Below are 17,699 nucleotides of genomic sequence, written 5' to 3'. Positions count from 1 at the left end.
TCAGAGAAATTTCGGAATTGAGCGACGGAACTCCGCTGGGTTCGCGTTTGACCCTGTGATCGCGGCGCAAAAGCGTGAGACGATCGCTATAAAAACGTGGAGTATCACTATGACCATTCGTACCAATATCAAGATCGCCGCTTTGACAGGCTTGCTGGCGTTCGGTGCCGTCGCGGCAACGGCGCAGCAAGGCGATGGCAAGGGGCTTTTCGAGCGTCTTGACGCTGACAGCAATGGCGAGATCACACAGGCCGAGATGCAGGCCCATGCAGAAGCGCGTTTTGCCAAGATGGACGCTGATGGTGATGGTTTTGTCACCGGCGAAGAACTCAAGGCCGCAGGCGATACCCGCCGCGCGGAACGGGCCACGAAGATGTTGGAGCGTTTCGACGCGGACGGCAACGGCAGCCTTGACGTGTCGGAGTTGGAGGCGATGGGCGGCAAGCACCATGGCAAAAACGGTAAGAAATCCCGCAGGGGCGGCGAGAAGATGATCAAGCGTATGGATGCCAATGACGATGGCAAACTGTCGCTCGAAGAAATGACCGCGCGTCATGACCCGGCCAAGATGTTTGAGCGTTTGGACAAGGATGGCAACGGCAGCATCAGCGCCGAAGAGTTCAAGGACGCCCGTCACCACGGCAAGCGTCACGGCAAAGGCCATGACAAGCCTGTGCGCGATTGATCCAAAATCGGATAGATCCAAGACCGGGCGCGCTTGACTTGGCGCGCCCGGGCCTTAGCCATACACGGGATGCAGATTTTGCCGGACGACCAGCGCGATGCGGATGCCGAGTTGTTGCAACGTTACGCCAACGGGGATGCCACCGCCGCGCGGTTGTTGACCGCCCGTTTGGCACCGCGCCTGCACGGCCATGCCCTGCGCGTGCTGGGCGACCGGGCCGAGGCGGAGGATGTGGCGCAAGAAGCGATGTTGCGACTCTGGCGGCAGGCCCCCGATTGGCGCAGGGGCGAGGCCAAGGTCTCGACATGGCTCTACCGGGTGGTGGCGAACCTGTGTACCGACCGGCTGCGTCGGCGCAACACGGGGGCGGTATCGGGTGGGCTGGATGCGGTGGCCGAGCCTGCCGATCCGACACCGGGGGCGGCGCAGAAGATGCAGCAGGCGGCGCGGGCGGACGCCTTGCAGCAGGCATTACAAAGCTTGCCTGACCGGCAGCGGCAGGCGGTGGTGCTGCGCCATATCGAAGGGCTGACCAACCCCGAGATCGCAGAGATCTTTGAGGTCGGTATCGAAGCGGTGGAAAGCCTGACCGCGCGGGGCAAAAGGGCATTGGCAGCGCAGCTCTTGGCGCAGCGGGACGCATTGGGGTTTGAAGATGACGGATTTTGACACAGACGGGCTAGAGGAATTCTTTGCCGCCGCGCGGGCAACACCCGCGCCGCTTCCGCCTGATCTGCAGGCCCGTATCCTTGCCGATGCGGCAGCCCTTATGCCCGCAGCGCCGCTCGCATGGCACCGCGCCCTGTGGCAATTGCTTGGCGGGGCCGCGGGGATTAGCGGTTTGGTAACGGCCACGGCGGTTGGCGTCTGGCTTGGGGTCGCGCCGCCTGCGCAGTTGCCTGATCTTGCCGGGCAGGTCGTATCCGGAGAGATTGGCCTCGCGGACAGCAGTGAGTTCGAGACCGGGGCGCTGATGAGCGTCTATGGTTGGGATATGGAGGAAAGTTAACGTGACACCCAGCGAGACCCCGCGCAACAGGCGCATTCTGCGGTGGGCGCTTGGCCTGTCACTGGCGCTGAACCTGCTTGTGCTGAGCGCCATCGGCGGCGCGCTTTGGCGTCATGGCGGGCCGGGGCAGGGGCGAGACACTTTGCCTCGTCTGCGCAGCTATGCTTCGCCCTATGTGCAGGCTTTGCCCCAGGAGCGCCGCCGCGCGTTGCACCGCGAGATGCACGCCGGGCGGCAAGGCCCGCATTTGGACCGCCAAGCCCGGCGTGCGCATTATGAGCAAATGTTGGCGACCCTGCGGGCGGAACCCTTTGATCCGGCAGCGGCGCAAGCGGTACTGACAACTCAAAGCGAGGCCGTCGCCAGCGTGCAAGCCGCCGCCCATGCCGCTTGGCTGGCGGAGGTGAGAGCGATGTCGGCAGAGGAACGCAGCGCCTATGCAGATGCTTTGGAAGACCAGTTGAAGAAGAAAACGCGGGGCAAGGAGCGGCGACATAAGAGCCCCTGATCCGCAGGCAGCTTGCCCTTGCGGAAGCATCAGGCTAGGGCAAAGGCCATCATTGACGGCAGCGGCCATGCAGCGCCTTGCCCGCGAGAAGGACCCCGCCCATGCAAGACCAGACCCCCATAACAGGCGACCTGCCCGCGCAGGCAAAGCCGTCGACCGGACGCCGTGCAATCGCGCTGGTATCTTTGGTGGGGCTTGGGGTGGTCTTGCTTCATGCGGCGCTCACCCAGCCGGTAGATGCGGGCTGGCGCGTGGCCCTGATCCTTTTGGGTCTCGCCTTTCTCGCGCTGGCCGAACTCATGCGCCGCTCAACCGGCAGTTCGATCGAGTTGACGTCTGAACTGCTGCGCGATGCGGATGGCACAGTGATCCTGCGGCTGGACGAGATTGAGCGCATTGAAATGGGCTATTTCGCGATGAAACCCTCAAACGGGTTCTTATTGAAAAGCCGCAAGCCCCAACCGCGCGGCTGGCGTTTGGGCCTGTGGTGGCGGTTGGGGCGTCGGGTCGGCGTGGGGGGCATGACGCCCGCACGCGAAACCAAATATATCGCTGAGGTGATCTCGGCCCAGTTGGCCGAGCGTCAAGCGCGATGATCATCAGCCCTTAGCTGTCAGACCAGACCGTGCGCGGGGCATAGCGCGGGCGTGTGAATGCGAAATTGTGGATTTCGCGCTGCTCTAGCCCGGTTTTGAACAACGGGTCGAAGTCGCGCCAAGTCTCTACCAAAGTCACCCGTTCCTTATTCGGCATGACCGGCAGCTTATTGTGCCAGTTCCGCACCTGAAAACTTGTGAGCGGCGTCACCCAGCCACGGACCTGCGACCAATCAACGTGATAGCGATCATTGGGCTCGTCATACCATATCGAGGTGACGCGCAGGGCCGTTTTGCCTTGGCCACGGGTCATGTACTCGAACAGACCCTGCATCCCGGCGAGGTAGTCAGGATCAATCGCCTGCGTTTCGCGCGAGATTGCGTCGCCGATGGTATAGGTGGCGGTTTGGTTAAGGTTGTACATCCGGTAGGCGTCAAAGATCGAATACATCGACAGATAGGCAAAGAAGATCACAGGCATGATGATCACGGTTTCCAGTGTGATGCTGCCCTCTTCGCGGCGGGAGAACCTTGTCAGGGCGGTGAGTAAACGATGCATCAGTTCGGCTCCTGTACGAAGGCAGCGGTTGAAATCATCGCCACGCGGCCCGCTCCGTCTTTGTCGAGCGCATAGCCGAGCCCGGTGGTGGGAAAGAGCGGCTCGAACCCGACACAGGCGCGCAGCATCATCATCTCGTGCTCCACCCCAAGGGTCCAACCGCGTACCGGTTTGGGATCTTCAGATGTATCCACGCAATCGGCGGCCTGATCAAATGCGGCAAAGTTGCGCGGGTTGATGCGGATCATCTCAAGCCGCAGGGTGGTATCGCAATTCTGGATAAAGCCCGAAGTCTCGCAAATCATGTCCTTGATCTGCGCATGGGTCATGGGCGTATTGGTGTTAAGCCGGATGTGGCGCACCGTCATATCCAAACCCCGATCCAGAAACATATGGCGCATGGCGTAGACGCTCATCTCGACGGACATGATCAGCGCTGAGAACAACAGCGGCACAAGGATGACGAATTCGATCAGCATGACCGACCCGTCTTCGGCACCGCGAAAACGGCGCCAGGCTTTGACTGCGGCATGTATCATTGGGTCAGCCTCAACTGATTGATCTGACGGGCGATGGCTTCAAAGGCGTCCACGATCTCAACCCCTTCGACCCGGAAGAAATGGCTGTCAGACGAGGCGCAGTCTTTCATCACTGAGGCGCCATGTTCGTTGACCTCAAAGCCGATGGACCAGATCACGATGCCCTTGGCTTTGGCTGCGTCACAGATGTTTTCAAGCAGGTTGTCGGCCTGAGTAGGGGTGTATTTGGTCCAGTAGTATTTATGCCGCTCTTGCCACCGGACGTTTTCATTGAGCCAATAGAACAGCGGGAAGTCGCTCCAATGACGGCGGTAGTCCTTTTGAGAATAGGCTTCCGCAACAAGGCGACGGGTCGTCACGTTGATGCCGTCCGTCATCAAGATTACCGTTTTAAGGGTATCGATGTCGCTGTAAGACGCAGGCCGCGATTGGAAAGCCGGATCGCCGCCAATGGCTTGGTTGATCGCCCGGAAGGACGGGTCAAGCAGCGCCACGCCCCATTTCAATCCCAAATGGATCGACGTGTTTGCACGGGGTTGAAGTTTTGCGATGCGGTTCTTCAGCTTGGTGGCATTTTGCGAAAATGGATAGACTTTTTCATAGTTACGCTTTGGGCAGCCGGGATTGCTGATATTGTTGTAACGATTTTGGTTGGCATACTCTTTGCCATTCCAGTTATAGCCCGCTTCGAAATGCTGCATATGCTCGTATTTGCGCGTGGTGCTGATCGCCGTTTCGTCGAACTCACTGTCGTCGAAATCAACGCAGTAGGAAAACCTGTGCAGCCGATCGACATTCAGTTCATCCATAATATCGCGCCCCACGTTAACCTGCGCGGTATAGGGAACCACGGAGACCGAGATCAGGTCTTCGTTTTCGGGCTTCAGTACCGTATCGATGAACACGGCCCCGGCAGAGTGTAGGTTGTTGATTTTTCTGTTATGTCTCATGGAGCCGGAAATATCGAGCACCATGGAAATTTCGACCTTGTTGATCTTTTCCTCGGCAGTGGATTTCGCGGGCACATAGAGTTTATCTGTGCCGAGATTGTCCATGAACAGGGTGTTGAGATCGCGCGATGCGTCTACGGTGACCCGTCGGTAGTTAAGCCCTTCGTCCACTTCGACAGTAGAAACATACTCGGACATGCCCGCCTTGTTGAAATAATCGCGCGCCACCTCTTCGGGGTCGAGCGTCTGATCAAGGTCGGCAGCGGCCAGCACCGCGCGGTCGGCGACGGCCTGCACCTTTGAGCGTTCGCGCTCGTGGCGCATGAGGTCGACCCCGACGCCGCCAAGAAGCACCATGATAAGAACCAGAAAAACGGCGAAGATCGTGATAGAGCCGTCTTCTTTGTAGAAAAAGCGGTACAAGAAGCCCTGCGGGGCGGTCTGAGACTTTGCCTCTGAGCAATGTGCATTTGTCATTTTCGTTGACCTTTCTGGCCTAGCCGGCGGATCGGCCAAGCGGGGGAGCGGATTTCGCCTTGGCACGTTTTTCGCTGCAGAAAGTGTCCAGAATTAGGCGCAAGCGGGGCGATTCCGGGTGAAGGCTATGCCGTTTAACGGGGCATTCTGAGCGGCTTAGGGGGATCACCGGGCAGACGTTTGGGCCGCTGCTTCGAATAGGAAGCAAAAGGGCCGTGAATCTTTGGCAAATTAACGAATAAATAGGTCGCACCTTTCATAGAGGCGTCCTAGTGTGCCGCGGCATGCCGCAGGCAGCAGGTGAGTCGTGCCAAAAAAGAGCATTGCGACTCGAGAGAAGGAGGAAAGACTGATGAATCCAGCCAATGAACCGAGTTTCCGCGATAGTGTGGACCTGATGTTCAACCGCGCGGTAGCGCTGATGGATTTGCCACCTGGCCTCGAAGAGAAAATTCGCGTCTGCAACGCGACCTATACGGTGCGTTTCGGCGTCCGCCTGCGGGGCCGTATCCATACGTTCACTGGCTACCGCTCGGTTCATTCGGAGCATATGGAGCCGGTGAAGGGCGGTATTCGTTATTCCACCGCCGTGAACCAGAACGAGGTTGAAGCGCTGGCGGCGCTGATGACCTATAAATGTGCGCTGGTCGACGCGCCCTTTGGCGGCTCCAAGGGCGGGCTGTGTATCGACCCGCGCGACTATGATGAGCATGAGCTTGAACTGATCACCCGGCGTTTCGCCTATGAGCTGATCAAACGCGATATGATCAACCCCGCGCAAAACGTGCCCGCCCCCGACATGGGCACCAGCGAGCGCGAGATGGCGTGGATCGCGGATCAGTACAAACGTATGAACACCACCGACATCAACGGCGTCGCCTGTGTGACCGGCAAGCCGATCAACGCCGGGGGCATTCAGGGCCGTACGGAAGCCACAGGCCGGGGTGTGCAATACGCGCTGCGGGCGTTCTTCCGCGATACTCAGGGGCTTGAAAAGGCTGGGCTGAAAGGTGGGCTCGAAGGCAAGCGCGTCATCATTCAGGGTCTTGGCAATGTGGGCTATCACGCCGCCAAGTTCCTGAGCGAAGAGGACGGCTGCAAGATTACCTCGATCATTGAACGCGACGGTGCGCTGCACAGCGCCGATGGGCTCAATGTCGAAGCCGTTCATAGCTGGATCGGGAAACATGGCACCGTGAAAGGCTATGCCGACGCGGCATTCGAAGCCGATGGCGCGAAAATGCTTGAAGCGGAATGTGACATCCTCATCCCCGCCGCTTTGGAAGGCGTCATCAACCTTAGCAATGCCGAGCGCGTCCAAGCGCCGTTGATCATCGAGGCCGCGAACGGCCCCGTGACCGCCGGTGCAGATGAGGTGCTGCGCAAGAAAGGCACCGTGATCGTGCCGGATATGTATGCCAACGCCGGCGGTGTGACCGTGTCCTACTTCGAGTGGGTCAAGAACCTCAGCCACATCCGCTTTGGCCGTATGCAACGCCGGGCCGAAGAAGCGCGCCACCAGTTGGTGGTGGACGAGCTTGAGCGGCTTTCTGCGGACAAGGGCTTGGGCTGGACGCTAAGCCCGAACTTCAAAGAGAAGTACCTGCGCGGTGCCGGAGAGTTGGAACTGGTGCGGTCGGGGCTCGATGACACGATGAGCACGGCCTATGAAGCCATGTCCCATGTCTGGCATAGCCGCGATGATGTCGATGACCTGCGCACGGCGGCCTATCTGGTGTCGATCGGGAAGGTGGCGGAAAGCTACCGCGCCAAGGGTTTGTAAAAGATCGACCGGGGGGCCACGCGCCCCCCGTTTCGCATTTGCGGGGTGGTGCCTTTAATCACGCACCGATCGTTACTGTTGCGGTAGGTGGTGCGGCGCTCGTCTCTTTGCGCACATCAACGCTGACCGCCAATGCGCCGCATGAATTGCGCCGCGCTCTGGAAGCACTGGCATCGCCGCACTAGGTTGCTCGGCGGGGGCCCGAATCCCCGTTTGGTAAACAACGGAGCAATGATATGAACAAGATCACTTTCGCCGCCTTGGCCGCGATGAGCATGGCGGTCTCGGGCCCGGCGCTGGCGGCCTCTAAGAAAGAGGTAAGCTGCACCCATCAGGCCGCTGTGGTGGCCGCCGTGCAGCAGGCGCGGCTCGACCGGGTGAAGGAGCGTCAGGTCCCTGCCGCGGTTGAGGCAAAAGCAACATGGCCCAAGGATTACAACACGGCGATCCCGCTGGTGACACCTTGGGTGTACCAGATGAAAATGCGTGATGTGAAAAAGAACGATCTTGCTGCCGCGTGGAAGGAAATGTGCCTCGCACAATGACCCGTGCATGCGCTGAACCGGGCGGCCATCCGGCCCGGTTCAGCCTGCGCTTTGACGCTCGTCAGGCGCGGCCCTACTGGACTCTGATCCGCCGCGCCCGGTATATGAAGGCATGAGCCTGCCCCCTGGATTTTTAGAAGAACTGCGTGACCGCGCCAGCCTGTCTCAGGTGGTGGGGCGCAAGGTCATTTGGGACAACCGAAAGTCCAATCAGGGCAAGGGCGACATGTGGGCGCCGTGCCCATTCCATCAGGAAAAATCTGCTAGCTTTCACGTCGATGACCGCAAGGGGTTTTACTACTGCTTTGGCTGTCACGCGAAGGGCGATGCGATCTCTTTCGTGCGCGAGACGGAGAACGTGAGCTTTATGGAGGCGGTGGAGATCATCGCCCGTGAAGTCGGCATGCCGGTGCCAAAGCAAGACCCGCGCGCGCAGGCCAAAGCCGACAAGCGCACGCAACTGGCCGAGGTGATGGAACAGGCGGTGCAGTGGTTCCGCCTGCAACTGCGCACCGGTGCGGCGGGCGCGGCACGCGACTATCTGGCAAAACGCGGCCTCTCCGACCAAGCGCAGGCGCATTGGGAGATCGGCTTTGCCCCCGACAGTTGGCAGGGGCTGTGGGACGCGCTCAAGGCCAAGGGGGTGGCGGATGAGCTAATCTTTGGCGCGGGGCTGGCCAAACCGTCAAGCAAAGGCGGGCGGCCCTATGACACCTTTCGCGGGCGCATCATGTTCCCGATCCGCGATGCGCGGGGCCGGGCGATTGCCTTTGGCGGCCGGGCGATGGACCCGGAAGATAAGGCGAAATACCTCAACTCGCCTGAGACCGAGCTTTTTGACAAGGGGCGCAGCCTATACAACGTTAAACACGCCCGCGCTGCCGCAGGGCGGGGCCAGCCGCTGATCGTGGCCGAAGGCTATATGGACGTAATCGCTTTGCATGGCGCGGGGTTTGAGGGGGCGGTCGCGCCGCTGGGTACGGCCATCACTGAAAACCAATTGCAGATGCTCTGGCGGATCGCGCCCGAACCGATCATCACGCTGGATGGCGACGCAGCAGGCCAACGCGCTGCGCTGCGCCTTATCGATCTGGCTCTGCCGCTACTGGAAGCGGGGCAAAGCCTGCGTTTTGCGGTGATGCCTGAGGGCCAAGACCCCGACGATCTGCTCCGCGCCCAAGGGGCTGGCGCGTTGCAAAAGCTGTTGGACGGCGCCTTGCCCATGGTGCGCCTGCTGTGGCAGCGCGAGACGGAAGGCAAGGTGTTCGACAGCCCAGAGCGCAAGGCCGCACTCGACAAGTCCCTGCGTGAAAAGATTAAACTGATCCGAGACCCGTCAATCCGCAGCCATTATGGGCAAGAGATCAAAGACCTCCGCTGGGAACTCTTCCGCCCGCAAAAGCCGCGTGCTGCTTTTAGCCCCGTAGGGGGCAGGGGCGGCGGCAAAGGTGGTAAGGGCGGCAAGCCGGCTTGGGGCGCGTCGCAGGCCCCGCTCGCCAGCACCAAAGCCTCCGCATTGGTGGCGATGGGCGACGATCAGGTGGGCATCTACCTGCGCGAAGCGGTGATCCTTGTGGCCCTGTGCAACTGCCCGGAACTGGTCGAGACCTTTGAGACGGGACTGGAAGCCATGCCCTGCACGGACCTTGATCACGCCCGCCTGCGCGATCTGTTGCTGCGCTATGGCCATGCCGGAGCGGAGGTGCTGAACGAGCAGATTTCCTATTCCCTGGGCTGGGAGGCTCTTGAAAACATGAAGGCGCAACGCCACGTAGCCATCACCCCCTGCATCCGCAAACCCGGCGACGTGGACATGACCCGAATGACCGTGGCCGAGGAACTGGCCAAGCTTGACGCTGCGCGGGGGTTGAACGAAGAGATTGCCGAGGCGGTTGAAGATCTGAGTGGCCCGGCAGATGAAGGTGTGACATGGCGTCTGAGCGAAGCCGCTCGCGCTGCTGACATGGCCAGCCGAAGCGCAAAAGAAGAGAGCGGCGAATTTGACCTTGGTGACAATGGCATGACCATGAGCCGCGAAGAACGCAGCGCCCTCGACGCGCTGCTGGGAACGATTAGATATGATAAGTCGAAAGGCCGCGGTTGATGCATCTGCGTAACCTTTTGACCCGACTTTTTGAAAATGCAGGGTATCGGGTTTAAGAATCACCCAGAACCCCGCATGATTCGGAGAACCGAATCACCTGCGGATGATTCGCGCTAACGCGCTGGAGGAGCATGAGATGGCCGCCAAAGACACGAACGAAGACGCAAAGAGCAACGATTCCGAAGCAGGCCACTCGCTCGATATGAGCCAAGCTGCGGTAAAGAAGATGATCAGTGAGGCCCGCGAAAAGGGTTATATCACTTACGATCAGCTTAACACGGTGCTGCCGCCTGACCAGGTCAGCTCCGAGCAAATCGAAGACGTGATGTCGATGCTGTCCGAAATGGGCATCAACATTATTGAGGATGAAGAGGCCGAAGAGGAAGAGAACAAAGGCTCGACCGAGATCGCGACGACCGAATCCAACCGCGATGTGGCGCTGTCCTCTGGCACGTCCGAAAAGCTCGACCGTACTGATGATCCGGTGCGCATGTATCTGCGCGAAATGGGCAGCGTTGAACTGCTCAGCCGCGAGGGCGAGATCGCCATTGCCAAGCGCATCGAGGCGGGTCGCAACACGATGATCGCGGGGCTTTGCGAAAGCCCGCTGACCTTCCAAGCGATCACCATCTGGCGCGACGAACTTCTGTCCGAAGATATTCTGCTGCGCGACGTGATCGACCTTGAGGCGACCTTTGGCACCCAGATGGGCGACGAGGAGGAGACCACCCCCGTTGTCGCGCCCACCGCAGGTGCAGAGAGCAAATCCGAAGAGAGTAAGACCGAGCTCGACGCTGACGGCAACCCGATCGCATCGGACGATGATGATGACGAGGACGAACAGGCCAACATGAGCCTCGCGGCCATGGAAGCGGCGCTGAAGCCTCAGGTGCTAGAGGCGCTCGACATCATCGCAGATGACTACGAAAAGCTCAGCGCGATGCAGGACAGCCGCATCTCGGCTACGCTGAACGAAGACGGGTCTTTCTCCAAAGACCAAGAAGCGATGTATCAAAAGCTGCGGTCAGAGATCGTGCTTTTGGTCAATGAGTTGCACCTGCACAACAACCGTATCGAAGCCTTGATTGACCAGCTTTACGGCATCAACCGCCGTATCATGCAGATCGACAGCGCAATGGTAAAACTTGCCGACCAAGCGCGTATCAACCGCAAGGAATTCGTCGACAACTACCGGGGCTATGAGCTTGATCCCAACTGGATGGAGCGGATGTCCGAAAAGTCCGGTCGCGGTTGGCAGATGTTCATCGAACGCTCCAGCGACAAGGTCGAAGAACTGCGCGCCGACATGGCGCAGGTGGGGCAGTACGTCGGTCTCGACATCTCTGAATTCCGCCGCATCGTGCAGCAGGTCCAGAAGGGCGAGAAAGAAGCCCGTCAGGCCAAGAAGGAAATGGTCGAAGCGAACCTGCGTCTCGTCATCTCCATCGCCAAGAAATACACGAACCGTGGTCTGCAATTCCTTGATCTCATTCAGGAAGGCAACATCGGCTTGATGAAGGCCGTGGATAAGTTCGAGTATCGTCGCGGTTACAAGTTCTCGACCTATGCGACGTGGTGGATCCGTCAGGCGATCACCCGCTCGATCGCGGATCAGGCACGCACTATCCGTATTCCGGTCCATATGATCGAGACGATCAACAAGCTGGTTCGCACCGGTCGCCAGATGCTGCATGAGATCGGCCGCGAGCCGACGCCCGAGGAACTGGCCGAGAAGCTGCAAATGCCGCTCGAAAAGGTCCGCAAGGTGATGAAAATCGCCAAGGAGCCGATCAGCCTTGAGACACCGATTGGCGACGAGGAAGACAGCCAGCTGGGCGATTTCATTGAGGACAAGAACGCGGTGCTGCCCTTGGACAGCGCGATTCAAGAAAACCTCAAGGAAACCACAACCCGCGTGCTGTCGTCGCTCACCCCGCGCGAGGAGCGTGTTCTTCGGATGCGTTTTGGCATCGGCATGAACACCGACCACACGCTCGAAGAGGTCGGCCAGCAGTTCTCGGTCACCCGCGAACGTATCCGCCAGATCGAAGCCAAGGCGCTGCGCAAGCTCAAACATCCGAGCCGGTCGCGCAAGCTGCGCTCGTTCTTGGATCAATAAAACATCGCGCGGCTCTTCGGAGCCGCGCTTTGCACATGCGCTTGAGGCTCTTTGACCTTGCGCCTGCATGGGTTACATCCGGGTTATCCCAGTTGAAAGGATACCCGATGCGCCGCCTTCTTACCTTGCTCATCTGCCTGTTGCTGCCATTGCAAGCCGCCGCTCAAGCCTATCGCGCTGAGAATTGGTTGGTGGTTGTGCCACTTAACGCCCATGATTTTGAAGTCATCGAAGATCGCGGCGAAGGGGCGCGTGGTATTTGGTGCGCGGCGAGCGATTTTGCGCAGACCGTGTTGGGGCTGCCACCGGCTGAACGGCTTTACATCAAAACCCCGCGCGGGCCGTCGGTCAGCGGTGTCGGGCGGCGTGGCGTGGTCTTTACGACGCAGGCGGACCGGGCCGGGCCAGACGTGGGCGCATCCTATTCTGTGTCCGTGCGCCGTGCCGGAGAGAATCTGCCCAGCCATCACGCCCGTCAGTTCTGCCGCAAGGACCTGATCGAGTTGGAGGACTTCTAGCATGATGGGACGTACGTTTGGTCGGGGCCTTTTGGCGCTCACACTGCTCGCGACACCCGCGATTGGGCAGGGAATGCCGCTTCGGTATGACTTGCAGGTCACCGCCGCAGCAGACGGTTTTTTCGTTGAGAATGATCGCGAAAACGGCGCACGCGGCATGTGGTGCGCGGCAGGCACCTATGCACAGCAGACCGGGGCAGTGGCGCCGGGGCAGCGCATCTATGTGGCCGAAGCCCGCAGGCCCGGCTTGGGCCAGCGCGGCCCGGTGAAGTTCACCTTTGACCCGACAGGTTTGATCCCGCGTTCGGTCTTCCTGCTTGGTGCATCCTTCCGACAGGCAGGCACGTCAATGTCCGTGCAACATACGCTCAGCCTGTGCCATGCGCTGCGCGGTGCAGGGCGTTAAATGCAGATCAGTTTTTCCATCAAAACCGACGGCCAAGCGCTCTATGAGTTTACCGACGACGTCGCAGCATGGGTGGAGGGGCAAGGCGATGGGCTGCTGACCTTACTGGTGCAACACACCTCCGCGTCGTTGTTGATACAAGAGAACGCTGACCCCGACGTGCAGCACGATCTTCTGGCGTATTTCGCGCGGCTGGTACCGCCCTCTGACGCGCCGCAAATGGCCTATCTGCGCCACGTTATGGAAGGGCCGGATGACATGCCTGCCCATATCAAGGCTGCTGTCTTGCCGGTTAGCCTCAGTATTCCCGTTTTCCGGGGCCGAATGCGGCTTGGCACATGGCAAGGTATCTATTTGTTCGAACATCGCGACGCGCCTCACGTTCGCCAGATTGCCGCGCATTTCCGGCCCGACTAAGCGCCGGGCCGGTCTAGGTCAGTCTGTCGGCATCAAATGAATCTCGCGCACCGCTGCCCGGGCCGGTGCCTCAAGCGCATGTATCACCGCCGCCGCCACGTCTTCGGGCTGGAGCTTGTCTGGCTTGGCCTCACCAAAAAACGCGGTGTCGACCATGCCGGGCGAGACTACCATGCAGCGCCCGCCCCATTCGGCCATTTCATCCGCCAGATTGCCCGCGAAACCGTGGATGAACCATTTGGTCGCGCCATAGATCGAACCTTGGATATGACGCCGCCCCGCAGCGGAGCCGGTGACGACATATTGCCCGGTAGTTTTGCGCAGATGCGGCATGGCGGTATGAGCGGTATAAAGCGCGCCCATGATGTTGAGGTCCACCATAGCTTTCCAGTCTTTCGGATCGCCATGCTCGGTGCCTGCGGGACTGGTGCCGCGCCCGGCATTGGCAAAGGCCGCATCGATCTGGCCAAAGTGGTCCGCTAATTTGTCGAGACCCTGCTTCTGCGCATCGTAATCGGTGGCGTCCCCCACCAGCACCAGCGCCTGATCGCCGATCTCATTTGCGAGGTCTTTCAGCTTGTCTTCGCTGCGTGCGAAAAGGCCGATGTTCCAGCCTGCTTGGGCCGCAGCGCGGGCAGTGGCTGCGCCGATCCCGCTGGAGGCGCCGGTGAGGAAAAGTGTCTTGGTCATGGGGTGCTCCGGTATGTGTTCTACCTTTCAACGCGGGCGGCGATGCGTTGGGTCCATGACACATGTTTGAACGCAACATCTAGCTGTGGAAATCTTCTCTACCCAAAACCTCGCGGCTCCCCTATAAGTCTTGCCAAGAGGGCCGCGCGCCCCACAAGTCAGGCAGGATGAGAAGGGGGACGGCCGATGCGCTGCCCGTTTTGCGGAAATATCGACACCCAAGTGAAAGACAGCCGCCCGGCCGAGGATCACGTCTCAATCCGTCGGCGACGGTTTTGCCCGGCCTGTGGGGGGCGTTTCACGACCTATGAGCGGGTGCAACTGCGTGACCTCGTGGTGATCAAGTCCTCCGGCAAGCGCGAAGATTTTGACCGCGATAAGCTGGAACGTTCTATCCGTATTTCGATGCAGAAGCGGCCCATTGATCCCGAGCGGATTGACCAGATGATTTCTGGCATCGTGCGACGCTTAGAAAGCATGGGCGAGACTGACATCAGTTCCAAGCATATCGGTGAGATCGTGATGGAGGCACTGGCCCGGATTGACACCGTGGCTTACGTGCGTTTTGCCTCTGTTTACAAGAACTTCCAAGCGGCAGATGATTTCGACAAGTTTGTCCAAGAACTGCGGCCCGACGCCCTGCCGGAAGAGTGACCGGCGATCGGGTGAGTGACGCGCGCTTCATGGTGCTGGCGCTGTCCTTGGGGCGGCGCGGGCAGGGCAATGTGTGGCCCAATCCAGCGGTGGGTTGTATCATTACCCAAGGCTCTCGGATCGTTGGCCGGGGCTGGACTCAGCCCGGCGGGCGCCCCCATGCGGAGCCTCAGGCGTTGGCGCAAGCAGGCGCGGCCGCGCGGGGGGCCACGGTCTATGTCACGCTTGAGCCTTGCGCGCATCACGGCAAAACACCCCCCTGCGCGCAGGCGCTGATCGACGCGGGCGTAGCGCGGGTGGTGATCGCCACGCAAGACGATGATGCCCGCGTGAACGGGCGCGGCATTGCGATGTTGCGGGCGGCGGGGATCGATGTGGTGGTGGGGGTCTGCGAGGCTGATGCCCGCGCCGATCACGCGGGGTTTTTCTGCCGTACCGATCTGAGCCGCCCGATGCTGACGCTGAAACTCGCGACCTCTTTTGACGGGCGTATCGCGACTGGCACGGGTGAGAGCCAATGGATCACCGACGCGCCCGCGCGGCGGCTGACCCATGCGATGCGCAGTCGGCATGATGCCGTGATGGTGGGCGCGGGCACGGCGCGCAAGGATGACCCCAGCCTCACGGTGCGGGGGCTGGGCGTGGCGCATCAACCAGCGCGCGTTGTCGTGTCGCGCAGGTTGGATCTGCCCCTTATGGGGCAGCTGGCGCGGACGGCGGGAGATATTCCTTTGATCCTGTGCCACGGTGCGGATGCGGACCCGGCGCTGCTGCGCACATGGTCTGATTTGGGGGCCACGCTGCTGCCCTGCGCCGCACGAGGAGCGCAGTTGGACCCGACCGATGTGCTGCGGCAACTGGCGAGCCATGGGCTGACACGGATATTCTGTGAAGGCGGCAGTGCTTTGGCAGCGTCGTTGATCGAGGCTGATCTGGTCGACCGGCTGGTGGGATTTACCGCCGGGCTGGTGATCGGGGCCGAGGGATTGCCGGGGATCGGCGCGCTCGGACTTTCGCGATTGGCCGAGGCGCCGCGTTTCGCGCTGCAATCAAGCCAACGCATTGGGCCGGACCTCCTGCACGTCTGGCGCCGCAACGCGGCAGACTGAGGCTATCGCCGCCAGAGGTGGCTTTGGCTGGCAAAGAGACCTTGGAGCTTAGACAGCAGCCGATTGCCCAGACCTGCGCGGGGCAGGGTGCCATTGGCTAACCGCTCAACCACCACTTCGACAGGGCAGGGCAGGCCGGTGACTGGATCGCGATAACGCGGGTAGTCGATCAGCGCGGCATGAACCAACCCTTCCAGCGTCACCCGCGCACGGCGGCGGGGCGGCACGTCGCCGTGGTCTTCGGTCAGGCCCCATCCCGCGTAGAAGGGGGCGCCAAGCGTCACCACTGGCACGCGGCGCAGCAGCGCCTCAAACCCCAGAAGGGAGGTCATGGTCCAGACCGCGTCGACTTGACTTAAAAGCGCCATCGGGTCGGCGTGGCTAAGCACCTGATCGGCATCGCAGGCCCCGGTCACGCCCTTGCGCAGCCCGGCCTCAACATCGGGGTGGGGTTTATAGAGGATCACGGCATCGGGATTGGCGGCACGGGCGGCGGCCAGCAGGGCCGCGTTGCTGCGCACTTCGCCTGCGCCGGTGAGGATGGAGGCGTCATCTTCCACCTGTCCCGGCACCAGAACGCGGCGACCCGGCGGCAGGTCGGGCGCGTCTCCGCCGAGGTTGTATTTGCTCACCCCCGCATTGGTGAGCGCATCAATCAGCGACCGGGCGCGGGCCGACTGATCGGGGCGCAGCTCGGCGCGTTTCTCTATCCATTTTTCCAAGCGGCTCGGCCTCTTGGGATCGTAGTAGATGCCTAAGTCGTCGCAGACCAGCGACAGGGGCGGCACCAATTCTGCACCCAGACCTCGCGAGCGCAGGAACCCATCCTCCACCTGCGATGCGCCTTCTGGCGCGGTGTCCGCCTTGCTGGCCCAGACCATGGCGCGACGAGGAGGCACCGGCGCGTCAGCCGGGCCTTTGCGAAAGCGGACCGGGGTTGGCTTGCCGAAGAACTGCTGCAACGGACGGCGCTTCCACAGGCGCATGCCCCACGCGTCCCAGCCGGGGTGATCTTCGCGCCATGCGCGGGCTTGGGCGGCGAGGGTAGTGATGGCTGTTTCGAACGCGCAAAGCTGGTCCCGGTAGGGATCGTACCACGTGGGATAAAGGATCATCGCCGCAGCGAAAAGCTGGGCGCGGGTGAGGCTGCGCTGGCGGCGTTGGACGGGGAACTCATCCTCCGTCAGCCCCCATCCGGCGTAGAAAGGCTGCCCAAAGACACGCGGCTTGTGACCCGCAAAGATCGCCTCAAACCCCATCTGAGACGACACGGTATAGACGCCAACCGCCCCCTCGAACAACGCCCAAGGGCTGATGGGATCGGTCGACAGGGTGATCCGGTCGTTGGTGTCTTCGGGGCCGAAATGGCCGGGCCGGTAGCCCTGCGCCGTCTCAGGGTGGGTTTTGATGATGACCCGCGCGCCGGGGTGTTCTTCCTGCGCGAAAACGAGCATTTCAAGAAACCGGCCGCGATCCGCGCCTGAGGCGGTCACTGAGGCATCGCCTCGCGTCTGGTCGATTACCAGCACATAGCCGGGGTCGGGCGGCGGGGTGGTAGGATCGAAGCCCGCGTATTTCGTAAGATGCGCCTCGGCCATCTGTGCCATACCGGCCCGCGCGCGGTTCAAAAGGGCCGTGTCATCCAGCGGGTGGCGGGCCAGCAACTCTTCGAGATCCGAAGGCTGGGCAGGATCAAAATGCGCGCCACGGCTGTCGATGAGCAGGCCCAAGGGCGGCTCGCCTGCGCGGCCCGGATGGAGCGAGCGCAGCCAAGCGTCCTCCACACGGATCACCGGCACCTCGCGTTTTGCGGCCACGGCCAGCCCGCGATGTGCGGTGGGGGAGTTGCCCCAGACCGCCACGGCATCTCCGGGACCGGGCAGCCCCAATCGCAGGGAATGGCCGGACAACTGCAAAATGCGCCGAACCCGGCGCTGCGTCACAAACCCGCCGTTATATACGAAAAGCCGCCGGCTCCTTTCGGGACCGGCGGCGGGGTAGAGATATGGGTCAGCTTCAAATGCCACCGGG

At 61.1% G+C, this 17,699-nt stretch carries 19 protein-coding genes; 14 read left to right on the top strand and 5 right to left on the bottom strand.

Going from position 1 to position 17,699, the window contains the following annotated elements:
• Positions 1-109: 109 nt before the first annotated feature.
• The 5 genes from HTT03_RS05905 to HTT03_RS05885 all read left to right on the top strand — a co-directional run bounded on the left by HTT03_RS05905 (position 110) and on the right by HTT03_RS05885 (position 2,798).
• Complete coding sequence (locus tag HTT03_RS05905; protein ID WP_174858910.1) at positions 110-685, top strand: EF-hand domain-containing protein; 576 nt, start codon at positions 110-112, stop codon at positions 683-685.
• 69 nt (positions 686-754) lie between these two features.
• Positions 755-1,354 carry an RNA polymerase sigma factor gene (locus tag HTT03_RS05900; RefSeq protein WP_174858909.1) on the top strand — a complete coding sequence of 200 codons (600 nt, stop codon included), beginning with the start codon at positions 755-757 and terminating at the stop codon, positions 1,352-1,354.
• Positions 1,341-1,694, top strand: a complete 354-nt coding sequence (locus tag HTT03_RS05895) for a hypothetical protein (RefSeq protein ID WP_174858908.1) — start codon at positions 1,341-1,343, stop codon at positions 1,692-1,694. Before HTT03_RS05900 ends, HTT03_RS05895 begins: the two co-directional genes overlap by 14 nt.
• 1 nt (position 1,695) lies before the next feature.
• Positions 1,696-2,202, top strand: coding sequence for a periplasmic heavy metal sensor (locus HTT03_RS05890; protein ID WP_343035706.1), 507 nt, complete (start codon positions 1,696-1,698; stop codon positions 2,200-2,202).
• A 101-nt stretch (positions 2,203-2,303) separates the two neighbouring features.
• On the top strand, positions 2,304-2,798 hold the full coding sequence (locus HTT03_RS05885; protein WP_174858906.1) for a hypothetical protein: 495 nt from the start codon (positions 2,304-2,306) through the stop codon (positions 2,796-2,798).
• A gap of 10 nt (positions 2,799-2,808) precedes the next feature.
• Here HTT03_RS05885 and HTT03_RS05880 read toward each other — a convergent pair whose 3' ends face one another.
• Genes HTT03_RS05880 through HTT03_RS05870 form a run of 3 tightly spaced genes read right to left on the bottom strand, consistent with a single transcriptional unit; the run spans position 2,809 to position 5,323 of the window.
• Positions 2,809-3,357, bottom strand: coding sequence for a TadE/TadG family type IV pilus assembly protein (locus HTT03_RS05880; protein ID WP_174858905.1), 549 nt, complete (start codon positions 3,355-3,357; stop codon positions 2,809-2,811).
• A complete protein-coding gene (locus HTT03_RS05875; RefSeq protein ID WP_174858904.1) occupies positions 3,357-3,896 on the bottom strand; it encodes a TadE/TadG family type IV pilus assembly protein in 540 nt (179 codons plus the stop codon). The genes HTT03_RS05880 and HTT03_RS05875 overlap by 1 nt, the downstream gene beginning before the upstream one ends.
• Positions 3,893-5,323, bottom strand: a complete 1,431-nt coding sequence (locus tag HTT03_RS05870; protein WP_174858903.1) for a TadE/TadG family type IV pilus assembly protein — start codon at positions 5,321-5,323, stop codon at positions 3,893-3,895. The genes HTT03_RS05875 and HTT03_RS05870 overlap by 4 nt, the downstream gene beginning before the upstream one ends.
• 352 nt (positions 5,324-5,675) lie before the next feature.
• Here HTT03_RS05870 and HTT03_RS05865 point away from each other — a divergent pair, with 352 nt between their 5' ends.
• The 7 genes from HTT03_RS05865 to HTT03_RS05835 all read left to right on the top strand — a co-directional run bounded on the left by HTT03_RS05865 (position 5,676) and on the right by HTT03_RS05835 (position 13,215).
• Positions 5,676-7,106, top strand: coding sequence for a Glu/Leu/Phe/Val family dehydrogenase (locus HTT03_RS05865; RefSeq protein ID WP_174858902.1), 1,431 nt, complete (start codon positions 5,676-5,678; stop codon positions 7,104-7,106).
• Between the two features lie 236 nt (positions 7,107-7,342).
• Positions 7,343-7,651: a hypothetical protein gene (locus HTT03_RS05860; protein ID WP_174858901.1), complete on the top strand. Its 309-nt coding sequence runs from the start codon at positions 7,343-7,345 to the stop codon at positions 7,649-7,651.
• A gap of 112 nt (positions 7,652-7,763) precedes the next feature.
• Positions 7,764-9,755, top strand: a complete 1,992-nt coding sequence (gene dnaG, locus HTT03_RS05855; protein WP_174858900.1) for a DNA primase — start codon at positions 7,764-7,766, stop codon at positions 9,753-9,755.
• 136 nt (positions 9,756-9,891) lie between these two features.
• Positions 9,892-11,874, top strand: a complete 1,983-nt coding sequence (rpoD, locus tag HTT03_RS05850; RefSeq protein ID WP_174858899.1) for an RNA polymerase sigma factor RpoD — start codon at positions 9,892-9,894, stop codon at positions 11,872-11,874.
• Positions 11,875-11,981: 107 nt separating this feature from the next.
• Positions 11,982-12,392, top strand: coding sequence for a hypothetical protein (locus HTT03_RS05845; protein ID WP_174858898.1), 411 nt, complete (start codon positions 11,982-11,984; stop codon positions 12,390-12,392).
• Position 12,393: 1 nt separating this feature from the next.
• Entirely contained in the window at positions 12,394-12,798 is a 405-nt protein-coding gene (locus tag HTT03_RS05840) for a hypothetical protein (RefSeq protein WP_174858897.1), read from the top strand.
• Positions 12,799-13,215, top strand: coding sequence for a secondary thiamine-phosphate synthase enzyme YjbQ (locus HTT03_RS05835; protein WP_174858896.1), 417 nt, complete (start codon positions 12,799-12,801; stop codon positions 13,213-13,215).
• A gap of 18 nt (positions 13,216-13,233) precedes the next feature.
• Here HTT03_RS05835 and HTT03_RS05830 read toward each other — a convergent pair whose 3' ends face one another.
• Positions 13,234-13,905 (bottom strand): SDR family oxidoreductase, encoded by a 672-nt coding sequence (locus tag HTT03_RS05830; RefSeq protein ID WP_174858895.1) that lies wholly within the window; start codon positions 13,903-13,905, stop codon positions 13,234-13,236.
• 186 nt (positions 13,906-14,091) lie between these two features.
• Between HTT03_RS05830 and nrdR the strand changes: the two genes are divergently transcribed.
• Both nrdR and ribD read left to right on the top strand, forming a co-directional pair.
• On the top strand, positions 14,092-14,559 hold the full coding sequence (gene nrdR, locus HTT03_RS05825) for a transcriptional regulator NrdR (RefSeq protein WP_174858894.1): 468 nt from the start codon (positions 14,092-14,094) through the stop codon (positions 14,557-14,559).
• Positions 14,560-14,588: 29 nt separating this feature from the next.
• On the top strand, positions 14,589-15,668 hold the full coding sequence (ribD, locus tag HTT03_RS05820; RefSeq protein ID WP_174859002.1) for a bifunctional diaminohydroxyphosphoribosylaminopyrimidine deaminase/5-amino-6-(5-phosphoribosylamino)uracil reductase RibD: 1,080 nt from the start codon (positions 14,589-14,591) through the stop codon (positions 15,666-15,668).
• Positions 15,669-15,670: 2 nt separating this feature from the next.
• Here the strand turns inward: ribD and HTT03_RS05815 are convergent, their stop codons facing one another.
• Positions 15,671-17,695: a capsular polysaccharide export protein, LipB/KpsS family gene (locus HTT03_RS05815; protein ID WP_174858893.1), complete on the bottom strand. Its 2,025-nt coding sequence runs from the start codon at positions 17,693-17,695 to the stop codon at positions 15,671-15,673.
• Positions 17,696-17,699: the final 4 nt, after the last annotated feature.

The sequence above is a fragment of the Sulfitobacter maritimus genome (assembly GCF_013346665.1).
Taxonomy (GTDB): Bacteria; Pseudomonadota; Alphaproteobacteria; order Rhodobacterales; family Rhodobacteraceae; genus Sulfitobacter; species Sulfitobacter maritimus.
This window is presented reverse-complemented; position numbering and strand designations above follow the sequence as displayed.

What these genes read in the sequence shown, in the direction of transcription:
- HTT03_RS05905 (WP_174858910.1), top strand. Translation starts at nt 110, where the DNA reads ATGACCATTCGTACCAATATCAAGATCGCCGCTTTGACAGGCTTGCTG.
- HTT03_RS05900 (WP_174858909.1), top strand. Translation starts at nt 755, where the DNA reads ATGCAGATTTTGCCGGACGACCAGCGCGATGCGGATGCCGAGTTGTTG.
- HTT03_RS05895 (WP_174858908.1), top strand. Translation starts at nt 1,341, where the DNA reads ATGACGGATTTTGACACAGACGGGCTAGAGGAATTCTTTGCCGCCGCG.
- HTT03_RS05885 (WP_174858906.1), top strand. Translation starts at nt 2,304, where the DNA reads ATGCAAGACCAGACCCCCATAACAGGCGACCTGCCCGCGCAGGCAAAG.
- HTT03_RS05880 (WP_174858905.1), bottom strand. Translation starts at nt 3,357, where the DNA reads ATGCATCGTTTACTCACCGCCCTGACAAGGTTCTCCCGCCGCGAAGAG.
- HTT03_RS05875 (WP_174858904.1), bottom strand. Translation starts at nt 3,896, where the DNA reads ATGATACATGCCGCAGTCAAAGCCTGGCGCCGTTTTCGCGGTGCCGAA.
- HTT03_RS05870 (WP_174858903.1), bottom strand. Translation starts at nt 5,323, where the DNA reads ATGACAAATGCACATTGCTCAGAGGCAAAGTCTCAGACCGCCCCGCAG.
- HTT03_RS05865 (WP_174858902.1), top strand. Translation starts at nt 5,676, where the DNA reads ATGAATCCAGCCAATGAACCGAGTTTCCGCGATAGTGTGGACCTGATG.
- HTT03_RS05860 (WP_174858901.1), top strand. Translation starts at nt 7,343, where the DNA reads ATGAACAAGATCACTTTCGCCGCCTTGGCCGCGATGAGCATGGCGGTC.
- dnaG (WP_174858900.1), top strand. Translation starts at nt 7,764, where the DNA reads ATGAGCCTGCCCCCTGGATTTTTAGAAGAACTGCGTGACCGCGCCAGC.
- rpoD (WP_174858899.1), top strand. Translation starts at nt 9,892, where the DNA reads ATGGCCGCCAAAGACACGAACGAAGACGCAAAGAGCAACGATTCCGAA.
- HTT03_RS05845 (WP_174858898.1), top strand. Translation starts at nt 11,982, where the DNA reads ATGCGCCGCCTTCTTACCTTGCTCATCTGCCTGTTGCTGCCATTGCAA.
- HTT03_RS05840 (WP_174858897.1), top strand. Translation starts at nt 12,394, where the DNA reads ATGATGGGACGTACGTTTGGTCGGGGCCTTTTGGCGCTCACACTGCTC.
- HTT03_RS05835 (WP_174858896.1), top strand. Translation starts at nt 12,799, where the DNA reads ATGCAGATCAGTTTTTCCATCAAAACCGACGGCCAAGCGCTCTATGAG.
- HTT03_RS05830 (WP_174858895.1), bottom strand. Translation starts at nt 13,905, where the DNA reads ATGACCAAGACACTTTTCCTCACCGGCGCCTCCAGCGGGATCGGCGCA.
- nrdR (WP_174858894.1), top strand. Translation starts at nt 14,092, where the DNA reads ATGCGCTGCCCGTTTTGCGGAAATATCGACACCCAAGTGAAAGACAGC.
- ribD (WP_174859002.1), top strand. Translation starts at nt 14,589, where the DNA reads ATGGTGCTGGCGCTGTCCTTGGGGCGGCGCGGGCAGGGCAATGTGTGG.